The sequence below is a fragment of the Saezia sanguinis genome, from assembly GCF_963921665.1.
In the GTDB taxonomy this organism is placed as follows: domain Bacteria; phylum Pseudomonadota; class Gammaproteobacteria; order Burkholderiales; family Burkholderiaceae_C; genus Saezia; species Saezia sanguinis.
On the sequence record NZ_CAWUGC010000001.1, the window covers coordinates 375,364 to 390,541 of the forward strand.

Sequence of the window (15,178 nt, forward strand, 5' to 3'; positions counted from 1 at the left end):
CCCCCTTAACTTTGCCCCAGGAAGTTGGCCACTTCAAGCAGCACAATTGAAGCAGCTGCACAAATCTCAACGCGCTTAAGGCGCTTACGGGCATCTAGAGTTTCTTCTCTTTGCAATACACGCTTTCGCATCCAAAGCCAGCCATAGACCGTTGCGGCATAAAGGAATATGCGCCAAACAAAAAAGACAGGGGCGTTATTTTTAAGCCAGTGGCTCCACGATGGAATATCACCGGCGAGTTCAATACCGACAACATTGACTAAAACAGCAACGGCCACTACCAGGGCGAGAGCGAGCAGTGTCAGTGCAATGCGCCGGTTAAACACCTTGCGTAAAATCCTCATGGTGCTGTACTCCCATCAATGCTCCCGTCAATGCCACGATTGACTGTATCGAGCCGATTCGTTTCAGGATCGCCTTCATAAATACCTCGAGAAGCCTCAGCGCGGATGCGTTGACGCTCTAAAATGGCAGTGGCCGAATTTCCTGCCAATGTCCGGCGCAGCTCCAGTTCGGTTTTAAGGTTCTGGATTTCCTGATCCAGTGCGGAAGTTTCACGGCTGATTGATTTTTGCGCCAGTTCGTTTGCGGCAATATTGGGCTCTTTGGAGCCGGTGAGCATCGTGCGCTGCAGTAGCAAGGCTTTTTCCATCACGCTGGCAAGGGCCACTTCGGAAGCCAGGCGCTTTGCCATCAGGTCAAGGTCAGGCTCTTCGCGCAACGCCTCAATCACGCCTCGGCTGATTGGCAGGGAACTGCTGCCTGCTGCGGCAAGGTTTTCTGCAGTCGTGGGCTTTGAACCATCGAGCATTGCCTGCAGTGCTTCAATCTTGGCTTCATATTCCTCCTGTATTAGCGGCGTGAGGCCCACACCGGGCGTTGTCTGCGTTTTGGTGCAGCCTTCGCAGGTGCGCTGCTCCTGCTCCCCAAGAACGCGTACAGCCCATTTCTGTGCATCTTCAGGGGAAGACCATGTCTGACAGACAAGATTGTTTTGGCAGGTTGATGGATTAATGGCAGATGATTCAGTGACGCTGCGACCGCTTAAAAGGTTGTAACCCGCTTTGGTCACACTGCCAACGATTTTGATCGGTTCCTGGCCAGCGCCACCGGCATTGGTGCCGCCTACCCACGGCACGCCGGAATTACCCCGGTCCGATTCGGCTTCTTCTATGGCAGATACGGCATCGCTTTTATTAACAGCTGCTTTTAAAGCCATGCCTTCGGAGAGCCGGTTCCACTCCAGTTGTCCTCCGGCAACATCGGCCATACGCTCTGCAATCGAGCGGCAGGTCAGCTTGGAGCGGTCAAAATCCATTCGAGCCTGGAGAATACCGTTTGTGATCAGGTTATACAAGGCAGGATTAGCACGCTGCAGGATCAGCGCCGGAAGAGAGGCAACGGCTGAGGTAGCGTTTTCAAGCACATTACTCATGATGTTCTGAAAACCATTGGTCACGCCATTGAGTTGGTTTTGCAGTGTGGTGCTGATCGACATATCACCACAGATCAGGTTGGAGCTCCAGCCAGCGCCAACCGACAGAGACTGCATATTGGCGGTTTTGGTCATTGATACGGCTCTGCCGCCGCCAATGTTATACAAAACATGGTCATCTATAATGGCTCCGCCATGATTAAAGCCGTTCTCATCCAACCGGGTCTGGTTGGGATTTTGAGCATGCACCACAGTTGAAAGTGTTATGGCACTAACGACCAGCAGATAGCTGATCTTTTTTGCCAAAGCGGGGAGTTGTTTTTTCATACCTTTACCTCATTAAAAATCAATACTGCCCAAAAATATCTGACCGCGTTTTTTGCAGCAGCTATAAGGTCGCCAGAGTGTCCAGGCATAAGCGCCCTGGGTGTCCTGTGTCAGAAAACCGGAGCGGGGAAATGTCATGCACGAGGAGGACATCGAGGGAGTGAGTTCCTGCCATTTGCCGGTTGCGGTGTTGCCCTCGACCAAAGCGCCAGCGGGCCAATAACCAGCCTTGGACTCAGCAAGAAGGGGGTAGTAGACATGGGGTTGTGCGCTGCGGGTGACGATATCTCCTGCCCGCTGAGCAGTGACGGCAGCAGCTTTGTGGTCATCAGCCTGATGGACAAACCCTCCGCGTGGATAAACGGAGCCCCACATATTGGCAGCAATTGTGCTGCCAACCTCCCGCATTCCGGGCACCAAGGCTTCCGGATAGGCCATTTCAGGCACATAATAGCGCCATGCGAGCGTATCCAGGGTACTTAGGAGGTAAGGTATAAATGGCATGCCAGCGCCGGAGCAGGAGTAGCCCATTGCGCCAACAAACTCGCTAAAAACCTCGCTTGCCGGGTGACCGATTACGTCAGCGTTTTTGAAGCGTGATAAATCATTCTCATGCTTTTCGCTGGTTGTTCCATTGCCACCGTCTTCGGCGGTTGTGTTGGGGGTACTCATGATGGCAACTTCTGACCAGGGATTTTTACCCGTATTCTGGTAGCTTGATACCACCGCATCAGGAACGTAGTGCCGGATTTTGACAGACGTTCGTACTTTGCATCCACCAAGGTCGCAGTGTAGCCAGTAGCAGATGCCCACGATTTTGTAATCCAGGCAATCAAGGGATAAAGCCGAAGTGACTATGGCGGGGGTGGTCAGGGCCTGGGCTGACATGCTGATGCTTGCCGCTAAAGCAAGCATGGTTACGCGCAGCCGTGAAAAAAGTGTGTTCATTGATGCTTCTCCTGGTAAATCTGAATGCGTGAAATGGCCTTTCCCACATCAGGTTCACCGTAAATGACATACTGGCGGTCTACGACAACAGCGGGGATTTTTTGAATGCCAAGCGTCCAGGCATCGACAATGCCCTGATAGGCTTGAGCCAGCTGATGGTGTGTTTGGGGGGTGAGCCTGGCTTTTACGAGCTCAGCCGGATCGCTCTTGTGAGTGTCCAGGCCATCGAAAAGTGACTCTTCAATTTGCCCTACCTGATCCAGTTCATAGACATGCGTCTGATCTGGTACGGAAAAAACCGGGTGCTGGGTGTCGGTAAAAACCAGGATTTGTTGTGCGTTAACACCAAAACTGGCAAGCAATGCCAGGGCAGCGATACATGAAACGATATACTTATGCATGAGCGAATGAAATAGTGATCAATATGGTCCGATTTCAATCGATTCTGGCGATTCTTATGCGCAAGAATCGGATTTTGATTTATGCAGATTTCTTCCAATAAGACCCCGAGTCAATGATGAAGCAGTGCGATAACTCTTTTAATGTCGCTTCTGAAGAGGCTGACAATGATGCAGATCATCTTTATACAATTCAGCGTGAAATCCAGCGCAAACTCGGACGAAATATTCTGCTTATCCAGCAATATGAGCGACTGATAAAGGCATTTATTACAAACAAAGAAATTTCGGGGTTTATCGATGAATGGCCTGATATCAAGGCACGTCGAATTGAGAAAAATTTCCAAAAAACGCTTGGACAGACAACAGGTGAATTTATTAACGACTGCTTGGTATCCACATTGCCTGAGTCGCATTTAAATAAAGATGAAGAAATTCCTTTTAGCCAGAATAAGATTTGGCTCTCTATAAACCGCCCTGTTTTGTTAGAGGGGGAGGAGTACGAGGAAGTTAAGGAAAAAATGGGTAGGATCGTTGACCTGCGAAATAGGTTAGTTCATCATTTTTCTGAAAAACATGACATCGGGACTGAAACAGGTTGTCAGCGTGCCGATGATTATCTGGAGGACTGCTATAGGCAAATTGATGAACTCTATAAGTTATTTCGTATGATAGCTAAAGTCTATATTGAAGCGGATAAACAGATGGCAGCTTTTTTTCAATCGCCTGAGTTTCAGGATTTTCTCCTGCATGGAATTATTCCAGGGGGAGGTGGGGTTCTTTGGCCTTCAAGCACAATCGTTGCTCAGTTGAAAAAAGCTGAAACTGTTCTGGCGAAAGCAGGATGGACATCGCTTCAATATGCTATTGAATATATTCGCCAGAATGCACCTTATCATATGCCCCAACGATATGGATGCAGCAGTTGGCGTCATGTACTTCATGAGTCGCAAGAATTTGATATTCGCAAGGAACAGATAGCTTCAGGATTGCCGACAGTCACTTTTTTTCGTAGCCGGGCTTGATTTTGTATGAGATAAAGAAACGCCCTTTATTTCAAAGGGCGTTGTAAATAGCAATATTATTTTTGCTTATGACGATTTTCAATTTTTTCAGCGATTTCACGAGCAACACCTTGCCAGACCTGTGGACTGATTAACCCGTTCCATTCTTCAAATTGTTCATGTGAGGCATTGGCTACACTATTTGAATAGTGATGCAGTGCTTCAATCACAAATAGTTGTGCCATTGCACCGTATTTTGAATATTCCATTAAATCGGTGACGAATTCAACGTTGGTCATACGCTTGTTCATTATTCTCTCCTACTGATTAATAAAGTCATGGTGATATGTCATTGCCAAACTTTTTTCTCTAAAACACTTGACCTGTTCAGGGATGAGTACAGCAAGCCAGTCTTCATATTGAATCGCCATGGCTGGTGATATATCTGAATGAGCGTCATGTGTGCAACAAACCGGATTGAACCTGTTCTTTCGTGTTGTTACTGTGGTCAACAGCTCGATTAAAGAATTGCGCACCACAGCAGTCAAGCGACCCAGTGCAAAAAAGATGTTGTAAAACACAAAGTAGTTCAGCGTTTGATCATTGGACTGATTTTGCTGATTATTTTGAGGCATGATGTATCTCCTAAAAATGAACAGAAGAAACATCTTTTCCCATCAGAGAAAAATGTTTCCCCTGTGGGTTAATAAAAAAAATGGGTCAGGATTACTCCATTGTGATTTCCCAATGAGCGTAATATTCGGTGATAACAATACCTTGTGGATTTTTATTGCGACACACCATATCGGTACCAACAAAGGATATCTCCAGCGTTGCTGCAGACCAGTTTTTCTGGTTTGCAAGATTCCAGCCGGTGATCTTCCTGGCCGCTTGCGCATCTTCAGGTGTTTCAAATTCCACCATAATCTGGCGCGGGCCTTTGTGATAAACACTTTGAACCTTGAGGATCGTTGGGCCTGTGTATCCCATCTTCGTTGAAAATTCCTGCTTACTCTTTCTGCCATTCCACAACTGCAGTCTCAAGCTGTAATCAGAACGGGACATAAAAATACTCCTTAAATAAAATCAGGGAGCACTCTCCCTTTCAGGGAAATGAGCATCCCTGAAGGGTTAGTTAAAAAAGGCATCCTGCCGGTTTTCCCGGTCGTGCCGCAAAGCGGATGCTAAGAGCGGACTATTAAGAATCAGCACCACTGGCGTGGTGTCGCAGCCTTAAAGATCGGGGCTGCCTGGGCATGTTGCCGACTTAAGCGGCATGACATTGTGTAATATTGGCTCTACTTATAAAGGAGGGGGCATAAAATAGGAATTCCGATTGGCAGCATAAAGATCATGATGCGGTGGTTTTATCAGGATCAATTTGAAGCGGCTCAATTCCTCGCAACGCATCTATTCTTTCAGAAACCTTGAAAGCGGCTTCGAGCTCAGAGATACCATGCTCCTTCATGAGTTGATAGCGCTCATGCTTTTCCTCCGGTTCCGTTGCAGCCAATGCTAGAAACAGACTTGGCGGAACTGCCCGAAACAGCACCTCCATTGATTTGGAAAGAATAACGCCTTCAGTGAATTTCCCGGCCTCTTTTCTGGCAGAGAGCATCAGCGTTTTCTGCGCGGCATTGAGCTCTCTAAAACGGGCGATCTTTTCCACTTCGTCCGGTGGCATGTTCAGACAGACCCACCACTCAATCATATTTAACATCGGTTCAGCCGCTTTGGGCAGATCATCCAGATTCTGTGTGGCTAACCAGAACCACGCGCCCAGCTTACGCCACATTTTTGTAATTTTGACAATGTAGGGTGAAAGCAGCGGATTTTTGGTAATCACATGCCCTTCGTCGGTGACGTTGATGATCGGGCGACCCAGCATCTGGTCACGCTCGGCAATGTTATTGACTGTATTGATGAGCGATATGTAGGCAATGGATAATTGCGCGTTATATCCCTCGCGGGCAAATGTTGCCAGATCCACAATCGTTATGTCTGCTTCCGGCCAGGGTGTACCGGGTCGGTTGAACATGTCTGCATCAATACCTTGACAAAACAAAGCAAGAGCGTCAGCCATCTCCAGTAACCTGGATTGGCGGGATTCTGGCAAACCGGTGTCTTTAGCGCGGGTTTTCAGCGCATCACGAATATCTTGCGTCAACACCATACGGTCGTGTTTTGCACACTTTTGGGCAGCATCCAGAATGCATTGGCGAATCAAACTGCGGTCTGCCCGCGTCATACGCATTTCTTCTTTCTCTTCACCGCCAGTGATCATCAGACGTGCTGTAATTTCCAATTCTCCCAATACGTCTCGTTGCTCGTCAAAGAGGTCATGACTACCGTCTTGAGTTTTTTGTGCAATCTGTGCAGCATCCTCATCGAGTGCATCCACGTCCAAGGTTTTGACCTTGTCCGGGGTTTCAACCAACCGGGCCGCATCAATGAACGGAGCCAGCGACACACCAGAACCTGGAGCCAACCGTACCCGATGCACGGACAATCCCATTTTTTTGGCAAGATCGCCAAATAACCCAAAACTGTTGCCTGCTTCGATCACAAACAGACGTGGCCGGTATATGGCGACCATTTGTGCAAGCAGATTGTTGAGGGTGGCGGATTTGCCCGAACCGGTTGGCCCAAAGACAAACAGATGTGCATTCATTTGCCGGTCTTTGCGGTTGAGTGGGTCAAATGTTACCAAACCGCCGCCCCGGTTAAAAAAGGTAATACCAGGATGGCCAGTACCCTGGCTTCTGCCCCATACAGGCGATAAATTGGCGGCGTGCTGCGCAAACATCAACTGGCTGTACCAGTGGCGCTTGTCCCGGTCGGGATCGAATACACAGGGCAACCAACGCAGGTAGGAATTCAGTGGCGCCACTTCATCTTCATCCCGAACCGGTTGCAATCCCGCACCGAGCATCACATTACATAGTTGCAGATCCCGTGCATCGAGTTCGGCCTGGTCTTTACCACGCAGATAAAAGGCGATGGAACCACGATAGAGTTTGTGTGAACTGCCAATCAGTGACCGGGCTTGTCTGACGTCGGCTCTGGCCTGTTCTGAAGCCAGTGTGTCACCAACAGATTTTTTCGCCAGATAGTTCAAATGGGACTCCAGGGTGTCCTGTGGAGTGATCACGATGGTGAGCACCATCAGCGTATCTTCGGGCATCTGATCCATCAGCGCATTAATGGCATCCCCCCCTTTGGAGGTCTCGCCGGTAATGTGGCCGATCTTTGGAGGATTACGCAGACGATCCAGCACCAGCACCCGGTGAGGCCAGTTATTGAAATACCATTGGCCTGTTTCAGTGTCTGAGCGGGGTTGTTCAAAAAACAGACGTTGTGAGAAATCTGTCCCGCAAGCCAGCTCAATTTCACCGGGCTCGTTTTCCTGCGGGTAGGATGCCAGCCGGTAAAAGCGTTCGCGGTCATTGATATGACCCCCCAGCATGCTCGGATGCGGGTTGAACCACCGTAATAACCAGTCGTGAATGTCACGCACACCCATCCGAGTGGCCTTGACCCCTGCATTGGCAAGTCCGCCCGTGAGCCGTTCGCAAGCGATATTCAGTGCCTGCTCCGGGGACATATCCCGGCGCGAAACCGCGCCAGCCACTCGACGATACACCACCAGCCGCACGCACCGGGTCTGGCCTCTCCAGGGTAAACGGGTAACGGCGTTATCCGTAAATAACCCGCCTGGCTTTGAAACTGATTGCAAATGGTGCCGGAAATGCCTGAGATAAAACTCGCTGAACTGCGCTCCCCTGGCACGGGGATGGATATAGTTTTCAAGGGTGTCGAGGTATTTGTCCCAGCTTGTTTCATCCTGAGCATAAAGCTGAATGACCCATGGATTTGTTTCATGCTCATCAAAACTGTCCTGTAAAGCGTTTTCCAGTGCGTCACGCACATGCTGGAGCCAATTTGCCTCCCGGCCTTCGGTGCCAATGGGCAGTAGCTCATAAAACGCTGCTACAGACTGCCCGTCATCGAGCAGCATGGATTGCGACTTGCTGAGGTATTCCACCCAGGGCAACAGATCAGTAAAAGAAGGTCCCACATGGTACAGGGCTTGCTCATCAGCTACTGTTACCGGTTTTGTTGCCGGTTTTTTCTGTGCAGCCGCACCAGGTTCAGGAATACCATTGGCTTTGAGGTTTTTAACATGGCTTTGCCAGGCATCATGGTTTAAATCTGCTGTTGGGCTCTTGGTATTACGTTTAAAAATACGGTCGAATATGCCCATTAATAATCCTCAACTCTCTCACCGGGCATCGCATACTGCACGCGCTGGTACAGCGGAAATACGGTGGTATAGCCTGGTACCGGCACAGGATCAGTTCCTGCCAGATGCGGAAATATGTACATGACCATGTCAGGGTTGGGCAGACGTTGAAACTGGCTATAAATTTCATTTACTGCTGTTCTCGTATATGTGGCCTGCATGACCGGAGTTTGCCCAATATCAGCGTTTGACAATGGGCGACGCAAACTCTGGCGTGCATCCATCAACTGGCGGGATTGCTGACTCCCGGCAGATCCACCGGTTCCCACCTCCCAAACATCCATCATTGTTTTGTCGCCATGAGTGAGCATAGCGTCTTTGGTCGTGGAACACCCGGCCAGCCATGTGGCCAAAACTATTAAAATCAAGGTTCGTTTAATCGAGGTCATGGACATGACTTCCCCCTAAAGTATGGTCGACCTTGCGGCCTGTTTCGTCAAAATCAATGGTGATCTGCTCGTCGATATGTACTGCAACCTGTGCGCCGGGCTGCACGTAAATGGCGGCAAATGCCTCGCCATACAGTTTATTCACCCAGCGTGACATGTCTCGTACCCCACCCATTAGAATTTGGCCTGCAGCCTGATTGCTGGAGATGCCCACTGTTCCAACGGTGCCATCGGAGTTGGCGTAGTTGAAGCTGCCGTCTTCATCTTTGATCAGGGAGGCAGCCCCTGCACCAGCTGCTGTAATCAGCGCTTGTGTGCTCAAGTATTGCTGTGCGTTGGATTTGCGCTCACCGCTTACGCATGGAATGCCGTAAGGATCAGAAATCCAGCCCAACCCCCCTGTAAGTCCTGTCAGCCCTGCGCCGTTGGTGGAATTACGGCTGTTGGAGCGGCTGTTGCCGGTTGAAGGTGGTATGGTACGAATCGTGCCATCGTTGAATACGAAGGTGATTGAGTGAATCTGACCTCTAACGCACGAGAGGGTCCAGTCACCACTGGCGTTGCCACTCATCACAGCACCGGCAACATCAGGAATCTCGATGCCATTCGCAGTCAGATTGTCCGGACCAACCAGCACTTTAAAGGGGTAGGGGTCTGTGACCGTACCATCGACCGGAATACGCCCGATCAGTGCGGTCATGGCAACCGACCCCATCAGTGTGGCATTAGCCGGAACCGTATATACAGGTCGGGGGTTGGTTTTGCCGCTATTTTCTCCATACGGTTCATGGCGTATTTTTTCACCGGCATACAGGGACTCGGGCTCATCGGATTTTCTAAAACTCGTGGGAAAACTTATCGTCGGTTTGTTGCTGCGAGTGTCCTGCTGGATTGCATCCTGGGGTTCAATCCAGATAACCTGGTCATTTTGTACTTGCTCTTGCGGCTCCAGTCCCAGGCCAATCGGAAGGTTAGGAAGGTTTGCAATATCTGGTTGGGCAGATGTTTTGCCGATATTTTCCAAGCGGCGCTGCAAGTCCTCGATCATGCTGCGGGTTTGCTGCTGATTGCTGGCAGTTTCATTGCGTTCCTGGCGAAGCCGGTTTTTTTCATCATCCAGGGTATTTTGGATACGCTGTTCAATATCGCGCTCACGCTGACGCAGGCGGTCGATCTCGGTTTTTTGCTGGGTGTTTTCCTTCAGGGTATTTTGAAGTTCAAAGCGCATTTGTTTGACCTGGCCAACCAGAGTCGCTACCGTATCGCGTGGGGTGTCGCCCTCAATCCCGAGCGCCTTCATTTCTTCAGCTGTGAGTTTCGGGGTTTCGTCGTATGAGCCTGTGTTTGCCTTATTTCCTGATACCAGCTTGATACCAATGAAAAGTACCAACAGCACCACAGGAATCAGCAGCCATTTCAGCAGTCCGTTACTTTTCATGGGGACCTCCCTGTACAGATGTGAAGGGCACATTGATTGAGGCATCAATCCTGCTGAGAGCTGGTAACAGCGATTGGGCAAGACCGTGTTTGTGTGTTACCAGGTAAACCACTGTAGTGTCTGTGGCGTGTCCAGCAGGACCGAGGTCAGGGTGCTGGAAAGTGGCTGCGATGAAATCTCCCTGAAGCAAACGCGGATCGAGCGGTATAGCCGTATTGGATGTGTTTTGCAGTTTGACCGCTGTTACCCAAAAATCTTCCAGCCGCCAGGCTGCCATCGGTGTGGCAGCCACAGGCAAGGTTGGCAAAAGCATGGAAAGATCAAAATTGTGTCTCAGATTCACGCGGGTAATGCCCTGAACAGGCTCCACCGTGCGCAGTGGCGCATAAAGGGATTGTGCAGCGTACCTTGTCAGAATGACCGGTACAGGGGTTTCGCGCCGGGGGGTGTTGGTGGCTGTTGTCGGGTTTTGTGACTGCGTTGTAACCGCAGGTGTGCCATAACGACGAGGGGGATTTTCACCTTCGATAATGCGTACCGGCTCTAATGGTGTGTCACCTTCAACTGCCGGGGTTGCAGCAATGTCGATCAGGATCAACTCCCCCGTTTCGGCATCCTGCAGTTGCAAACGTACCGGGTCGATTGACTCTCTTGCTAAAAGATAAACCGTGCCGTTGGTCGTTTGTACACGCAGTTTATTGGCAATTGATCCCGGGATACCCACGCGCACGTTTCGATCTACAAAAATCACACGTTCCTGACCTACGACCAGTGAAATGGCCAGTGGCAGACGCTCCCAGGACATCAGCAGTACCGCCTTGGCAGGTATTGCCAGACAGAGGAGGAAAAATGGAATAAGGCATTTAAATAATTTCATGATGGTGCCTTTCATCGGTTGGAGAAACCTGTAGCAACAGGAGCAGATTCGGGGATTTCAATGCGCTGAGGTGTCTCGCTGTAACAATCGAGCACCAGGCCAAAAGGATTTTTCTCGGGATCGATATCCGAGCGAGTGACTTTGATGCGGTATCTCACCAGGGCGCGTTTAACCTGTTCGGTGCCGTAGTATTCATCTGCTGCGATATCGAGCGTCACAATCCAGTCGCTCTCAGAGAGGATTTTGACGCGGGCAGTTGGATCATCCCCATAACCCCGACCAGGTATCTCGTAAATGCCACGTACACGTCGCCGCAGTTCGCTACTATCGCGTTTTAAGGTGTAATCACGCTGCAAAAATGCGTTGCAGCTCGGTGTGAGATAGGGTGAGTAAGCGTGAATGTTTCTGGCGTAATCAGTTTCGCCATCTGTAGGCCAGCGGTTGATCTGCTGGAACACATAAAAAGTAAAGGCATAGACAGACTCGGGTGGGATCTCCCACCATTTTCGAGTTGATCCCGAGCGCAGATCAGGCGGGACATGGATCATCAGGTTTTTGGGAGCACTCCACCAACCTGCCCCCATGGCCAGAGCCAACAGGAAAAGCGCCAAAGCCAGAAAGCGCAAAGTCTTGACATGAGATTTGAGGTGCGCGACCTCATTTCTAAAACGGCTCATTGACCGTTCTCCTTTCTTTTGAGGATTCGCCGGGTTGTCCAACGACCGGAGCGTGTAATCAGATGGGAACCACCGAGCATGTCGGAGATCATTGGATAACGGACGCGGATTTGCCATTGGAGTTGCCGGTACAGCCAGGTATCAGGCCGTCCCCGTTTTTGTCTGCGTAATATTGAGCCGCCAACAAAGATGCCAAGTGCAATACAGATGAGGATGGAAGTGGGCACCATGCCGATCTGACTGGTCACAATGCCTAATGGAATTCCCGCCAGCAGTCCACCGATGCCCGTAATGCCAACCGTAATCCATAATTCATCCGCAGTCAGACCCCGTACCACTACTGGCTGACGGTTCAACCGGTGTGGGAGAAAATTAACAGTACCGTCTGAGAGTGTTTGCAGGCTATTTTGACCGTTGCTCATTGGATCAAAGAATTTCTGTGGCCTGTGTCAGCAACCAGATACCGAGTACCAGCAGCATGGCACCAATGGCAACCGTAAGACCAAACTGGCCCCAGGTTTTTTTGCCGGTCTGGATTTCGCTATAACAAATATAGGCGTGATAGCACACTCCCACAAAAATGCTGGCAATGACGACCAGTGCAATTAGCATAATGATGTCGTAGCCGTAGTTTTGCAGTGTTGTGAGAATACCGCTTCCTGTACCTCGGCTCGGGTCTTCAATTGTGGGCATTCTGCCCTGGGCAAAAGTCAGTTGTGGAGCAAGTGCTGTGATTGCAGCGGCGGGAAACAGTCGTTTAATAAAGGATGGTTTTGTCATTAATGGATGTACCTTTGTGAGTGAAAAATCATGAAAGCAAAAGAAAAGTAAGCACCAGATACATCAATGCAAAACGCACGACGACGAGCGCGAATTCTTTATGGGAAAGGTCGTTGACTGCCCAGCAGGAGTAGGCAGAGCGGATTGCCCATATACCCCACACCAGCAGCACGACAAATACGACGCATAAGAGCAGCGTGGCCACGGCATCTGGCTCAAAACCGCCATTGACCTTGAAGGCATTCAGCTGGTCAGTAGAAAGGCTCATGGCTGGCCTCTCACGTTATTGACGTGTTCGGTGATGTAGTGAGCGCTGATCTCAACCGGATCACGGGGTTGTGCCCGCTGGGGTCTTAGGTAGTCATGGATGCCACTGCGGATACGCTGTATATCCTCATGCAGTCGCTGATAGTCGAAATGGTAGCGACTGTCCTGGTGCTGCGAGAGGGCATGGCTTTCATCTGCGATGCGCTCCAGTGTGTTTAGTTGCCGCACGAATAAGGCCAGCTGTGCGTGTTCGTTTGAATCTGCTGGTTGTGCATGTACTTGAACATGGAGCAGCCCGGTAAATAGAACTGCAATGGCGAGTTTTAAACAATAAAATAATTTAGGCATAACTTCATTGGTGAAGTGAAGATATACCGATGTTCGATTAGGATGGTCATCAGGGGATTAATAAAAGCGGTTTTGATACAGACGGTTTTCTTTGATATAAAATTATCGAGTCATTCATCCACTTGAGGAAAACATAAAATGCCTGATAGTATCTCGAAACTAGACCTGTCCGAACTGAAACTATTCCACGAGATCATTCTCAGTGAGATTAAAAAAAGAACCTGTCAGTCTAAACAAGAGCATCTCTTAGCGGAAATAAAAATGCTCTGTGCCAAAGAAGGTGTGGCATTTAAAGAATTAATAAGCCTTGAGGAGACTATGGGCGCACAAATTCTAAAAACAGCAAAACGAGCCAAAAAGACGAGCGGGGTAAAACAGTCTAAAAAACCGTTAAGGCCGGTATATTTTCATCGGACAGATTCAGGCAAAAGTTGGTCAGGACGTGGCAGAAAGCCCGAGTGGGTTATGGCCTGGATTGAGCAGGGCAAGGATATAGAAAAATTGAAAATCCGCCCTGGGAAAAAATAACAATGTGATGTTGGCAAACCGTTCCAATGCAAGAAGTGTAGAAAGATTATTTTCACAAAGGATTGCCTGATAAAGTAGTGGAGAGAGCATGAGGATCGATAAAGCCTACTGTGAAGAGCTAGGCAGGGAAGTTGATATTGAACAGGCATGTGTAGAGTTTGCCCTGCAGGACAAGGTCAGCAAATTTCATTTTTTGTGTACCGATCCGGTTTGCAGAAACTACGGTGTGAGGGTCTTGGCAATCAATCACAACAAGGTTGCAGAAGATACACCTCTTAAAAGCCCGCATTTCCGTATATGGGATACACATTCAGAGCAGTGTGAATGGATGGAGTTGGATGAGGCATTGCAGCAAGAGGATACAGAGTCAACTGCAAACACCCGCCCCAGCAGGGTGGCTGCACAACTGCAGGCGATTAATACGCGGCTGATCAGTCATTTTATTATTCCCGATGTTGAAAAAGAGCCGACTGTCGATACGCTGCAAGATGATGAATTAAAGAAAATCAGAGCCATTGTTGATCGCAAGAAAAGGCTGGGTGCCAGAAAAGAATATGCACAACAAGCTGGTGCTACCACCAGAAATCTGGACTCTCTGGTGAGTTGCTTTTTAGGGTTAAAAGACCAGAATTTACTCGATGTACAGGAAGTGTCCATATCCGGTGGTGCTGGCACCATCAATTTCAGAAGTCTGTTCAGACATATACAGTATGGTCTTGTGGACGGATTTGCTGTTTATCATGGTGGTGCGCGTCTTTACAAACGGTATGGAGACGGCTTTGCGCTGAACTTGATAGACAAAAAAGATGGGGAAAACATCAGTTTATACATATCAAAAGATGATATCCAAAGTTATCGGCCTGCAAAACGCTTTAACCGGGATATCGATCAAATGCAGGAAATGGTAAACGATGGGCTCAATCCTTATTTCACAATTTACTGGATTGGGGGTCTTAAAAAAGGGGAGAAGGGGTATAGCGTGGATTTTAAACATCTATCTCACTTTACCATGCGACTTAACTGTCCCTCAAAGAAACCCACAGCCCCTGTTGGAGATGAATCCGGGGAATAGGTGAAGTAGACGAGGTAGGCGTATTAGCGTTTTGCGCTATATTCAATAACGATTTGATAAAGAAAAAGCCATCAACTAATCCGGGTAAGGCGATATCCTGCTGGTCATCTTGCGGATTACCCAAATCAATGCATCCCCGGTTGATAACAATGGTTGAGGCAATGGAATCTTTCGTGGCGAGGTTATATGAGTCCACGGTGAGATAAAGATTTCCGCTGTGATAGTAAGCATCCACCCTCACTTCAAATGTGTTCAGTCTGGATTTAACATATGCTCCAAACGCACTCATCCACTCAGCGCAATCACAGCGGCTCGAAAAATCGCCATCCAGGCATTCGGTATCCCGAATGAATTTGATGTTTTGGCTTTTCATCATGACTTCAATAA

General features: G+C 49.1%; 20 protein-coding genes. 3 read left to right on the top strand and 17 right to left on the bottom strand.

Features of this window, described 5'->3' with window-relative positions:
* Nucleotides 1-5 precede the first annotated feature (5 nt).
* Genes AACY98_RS01660 through AACY98_RS01675 form a run of 4 tightly spaced genes read right to left on the bottom strand, consistent with a single transcriptional unit; the run spans nt 6 to nt 3,111 of the window.
* A complete protein-coding gene (locus AACY98_RS01660; protein WP_339800725.1) occupies nt 6-344 on the bottom strand; it encodes a hypothetical protein in 339 nt (112 codons plus the stop codon).
* A complete protein-coding gene (locus AACY98_RS01665) occupies nt 341-1,762 on the bottom strand; it encodes an integrating conjugative element protein (protein WP_339800727.1) in 1,422 nt (473 codons plus the stop codon). The genes AACY98_RS01660 and AACY98_RS01665 overlap by 4 nt, the downstream gene beginning before the upstream one ends.
* A gap of 12 nt (nt 1,763-1,774) precedes the next feature.
* A complete protein-coding gene (locus AACY98_RS01670) occupies nt 1,775-2,710 on the bottom strand; it encodes a TIGR03756 family integrating conjugative element protein (RefSeq protein ID WP_339800730.1) in 936 nt (311 codons plus the stop codon).
* Complete coding sequence (locus AACY98_RS01675; RefSeq protein ID WP_339800733.1) at nt 2,707-3,111, bottom strand: TIGR03757 family integrating conjugative element protein; 405 nt, start codon at nt 3,109-3,111, stop codon at nt 2,707-2,709. Before AACY98_RS01675 ends, AACY98_RS01670 begins: the two co-directional genes overlap by 4 nt.
* Nucleotides 3,112-3,224: 113 nt before the next feature.
* Between AACY98_RS01675 and AACY98_RS01680 the strand changes: the two genes are divergently transcribed.
* Nucleotides 3,225-4,133, top strand: coding sequence for an OST-HTH/LOTUS domain-containing protein (locus AACY98_RS01680; protein WP_339800735.1), 909 nt, complete (start codon nt 3,225-3,227; stop codon nt 4,131-4,133).
* A 56-nt stretch (nt 4,134-4,189) separates the two neighbouring features.
* Here the strand turns inward: AACY98_RS01680 and AACY98_RS01685 are convergent, their stop codons facing one another.
* The 12 genes from AACY98_RS01685 to AACY98_RS01740 form a co-directional block, all read right to left on the bottom strand.
* Nucleotides 4,190-4,411 carry a hypothetical protein gene (locus AACY98_RS01685; protein WP_339800738.1) on the bottom strand — a complete coding sequence of 74 codons (222 nt, stop codon included), beginning with the start codon at nt 4,409-4,411 and terminating at the stop codon, nt 4,190-4,192.
* Between the two features lie 21 nt (nt 4,412-4,432).
* On the bottom strand, nt 4,433-4,747 hold the full coding sequence (locus AACY98_RS01690) for a hypothetical protein (protein ID WP_339800741.1): 315 nt from the start codon (nt 4,745-4,747) through the stop codon (nt 4,433-4,435).
* Nucleotides 4,748-4,838: 91 nt separating this feature from the next.
* Nucleotides 4,839-5,177 carry a hypothetical protein gene (locus tag AACY98_RS01695; protein ID WP_339800744.1) on the bottom strand — a complete coding sequence of 113 codons (339 nt, stop codon included), beginning with the start codon at nt 5,175-5,177 and terminating at the stop codon, nt 4,839-4,841.
* Between the two features lie 286 nt (nt 5,178-5,463).
* Entirely contained in the window at nt 5,464-8,376 is a 2,913-nt protein-coding gene (locus tag AACY98_RS01700; protein ID WP_339800747.1) for a conjugative transfer ATPase, read from the bottom strand.
* On the bottom strand, nt 8,376-8,810 hold the full coding sequence (locus tag AACY98_RS01705) for a TIGR03751 family conjugal transfer lipoprotein (protein WP_339800750.1): 435 nt from the start codon (nt 8,808-8,810) through the stop codon (nt 8,376-8,378). Before AACY98_RS01705 ends, AACY98_RS01700 begins: the two co-directional genes overlap by 1 nt.
* Nucleotides 8,791-10,242 (bottom strand): TIGR03752 family integrating conjugative element protein, encoded by a 1,452-nt coding sequence (locus AACY98_RS01710; RefSeq protein WP_339800752.1) that lies wholly within the window; start codon nt 10,240-10,242, stop codon nt 8,791-8,793. Before AACY98_RS01710 ends, AACY98_RS01705 begins: the two co-directional genes overlap by 20 nt.
* Nucleotides 10,232-11,119: a TIGR03749 family integrating conjugative element protein gene (locus tag AACY98_RS01715; RefSeq protein WP_339800755.1), complete on the bottom strand. Its 888-nt coding sequence runs from the start codon at nt 11,117-11,119 to the stop codon at nt 10,232-10,234. Before AACY98_RS01715 ends, AACY98_RS01710 begins: the two co-directional genes overlap by 11 nt.
* A gap of 11 nt (nt 11,120-11,130) precedes the next feature.
* Entirely contained in the window at nt 11,131-11,796 is a 666-nt protein-coding gene (locus tag AACY98_RS01720) for a PFL_4703 family integrating conjugative element protein (RefSeq protein ID WP_339800758.1), read from the bottom strand.
* Complete coding sequence (locus AACY98_RS01725; protein WP_339800760.1) at nt 11,793-12,218, bottom strand: TIGR03750 family conjugal transfer protein; 426 nt, start codon at nt 12,216-12,218, stop codon at nt 11,793-11,795. The genes AACY98_RS01720 and AACY98_RS01725 overlap by 4 nt, the downstream gene beginning before the upstream one ends.
* 4 nt (nt 12,219-12,222) lie before the next feature.
* Nucleotides 12,223-12,576, bottom strand: coding sequence for a TIGR03745 family integrating conjugative element membrane protein (locus tag AACY98_RS01730; protein WP_339800762.1), 354 nt, complete (start codon nt 12,574-12,576; stop codon nt 12,223-12,225).
* A 28-nt stretch (nt 12,577-12,604) separates the two neighbouring features.
* Nucleotides 12,605-12,844, bottom strand: a complete 240-nt coding sequence (locus AACY98_RS01735; RefSeq protein ID WP_339800765.1) for a TIGR03758 family integrating conjugative element protein — start codon at nt 12,842-12,844, stop codon at nt 12,605-12,607.
* On the bottom strand, nt 12,841-13,191 hold the full coding sequence (locus AACY98_RS01740) for an RAQPRD family integrative conjugative element protein (RefSeq protein ID WP_339800767.1): 351 nt from the start codon (nt 13,189-13,191) through the stop codon (nt 12,841-12,843). The genes AACY98_RS01735 and AACY98_RS01740 overlap by 4 nt, the downstream gene beginning before the upstream one ends.
* A 138-nt stretch (nt 13,192-13,329) precedes the next feature.
* Between AACY98_RS01740 and AACY98_RS01745 the strand changes: the two genes are divergently transcribed.
* On the top strand, nt 13,330-13,719 hold the full coding sequence (locus AACY98_RS01745) for an H-NS histone family protein (RefSeq protein ID WP_339800769.1): 390 nt from the start codon (nt 13,330-13,332) through the stop codon (nt 13,717-13,719).
* 88 nt (nt 13,720-13,807) lie between these two features.
* On the top strand, nt 13,808-14,791 hold the full coding sequence (locus AACY98_RS01750; protein WP_339800771.1) for a hypothetical protein: 984 nt from the start codon (nt 13,808-13,810) through the stop codon (nt 14,789-14,791).
* On the opposite strand, the gene AACY98_RS01755 is transcribed toward AACY98_RS01750, so the two are convergent.
* Nucleotides 14,736-15,167, bottom strand: coding sequence for a hypothetical protein (locus AACY98_RS01755; RefSeq protein ID WP_339800772.1), 432 nt, complete (start codon nt 15,165-15,167; stop codon nt 14,736-14,738). The genes AACY98_RS01750 and AACY98_RS01755 overlap by 56 nt on opposite strands.
* Between the last annotated feature and the right edge of the window lie 11 nt (nt 15,168-15,178).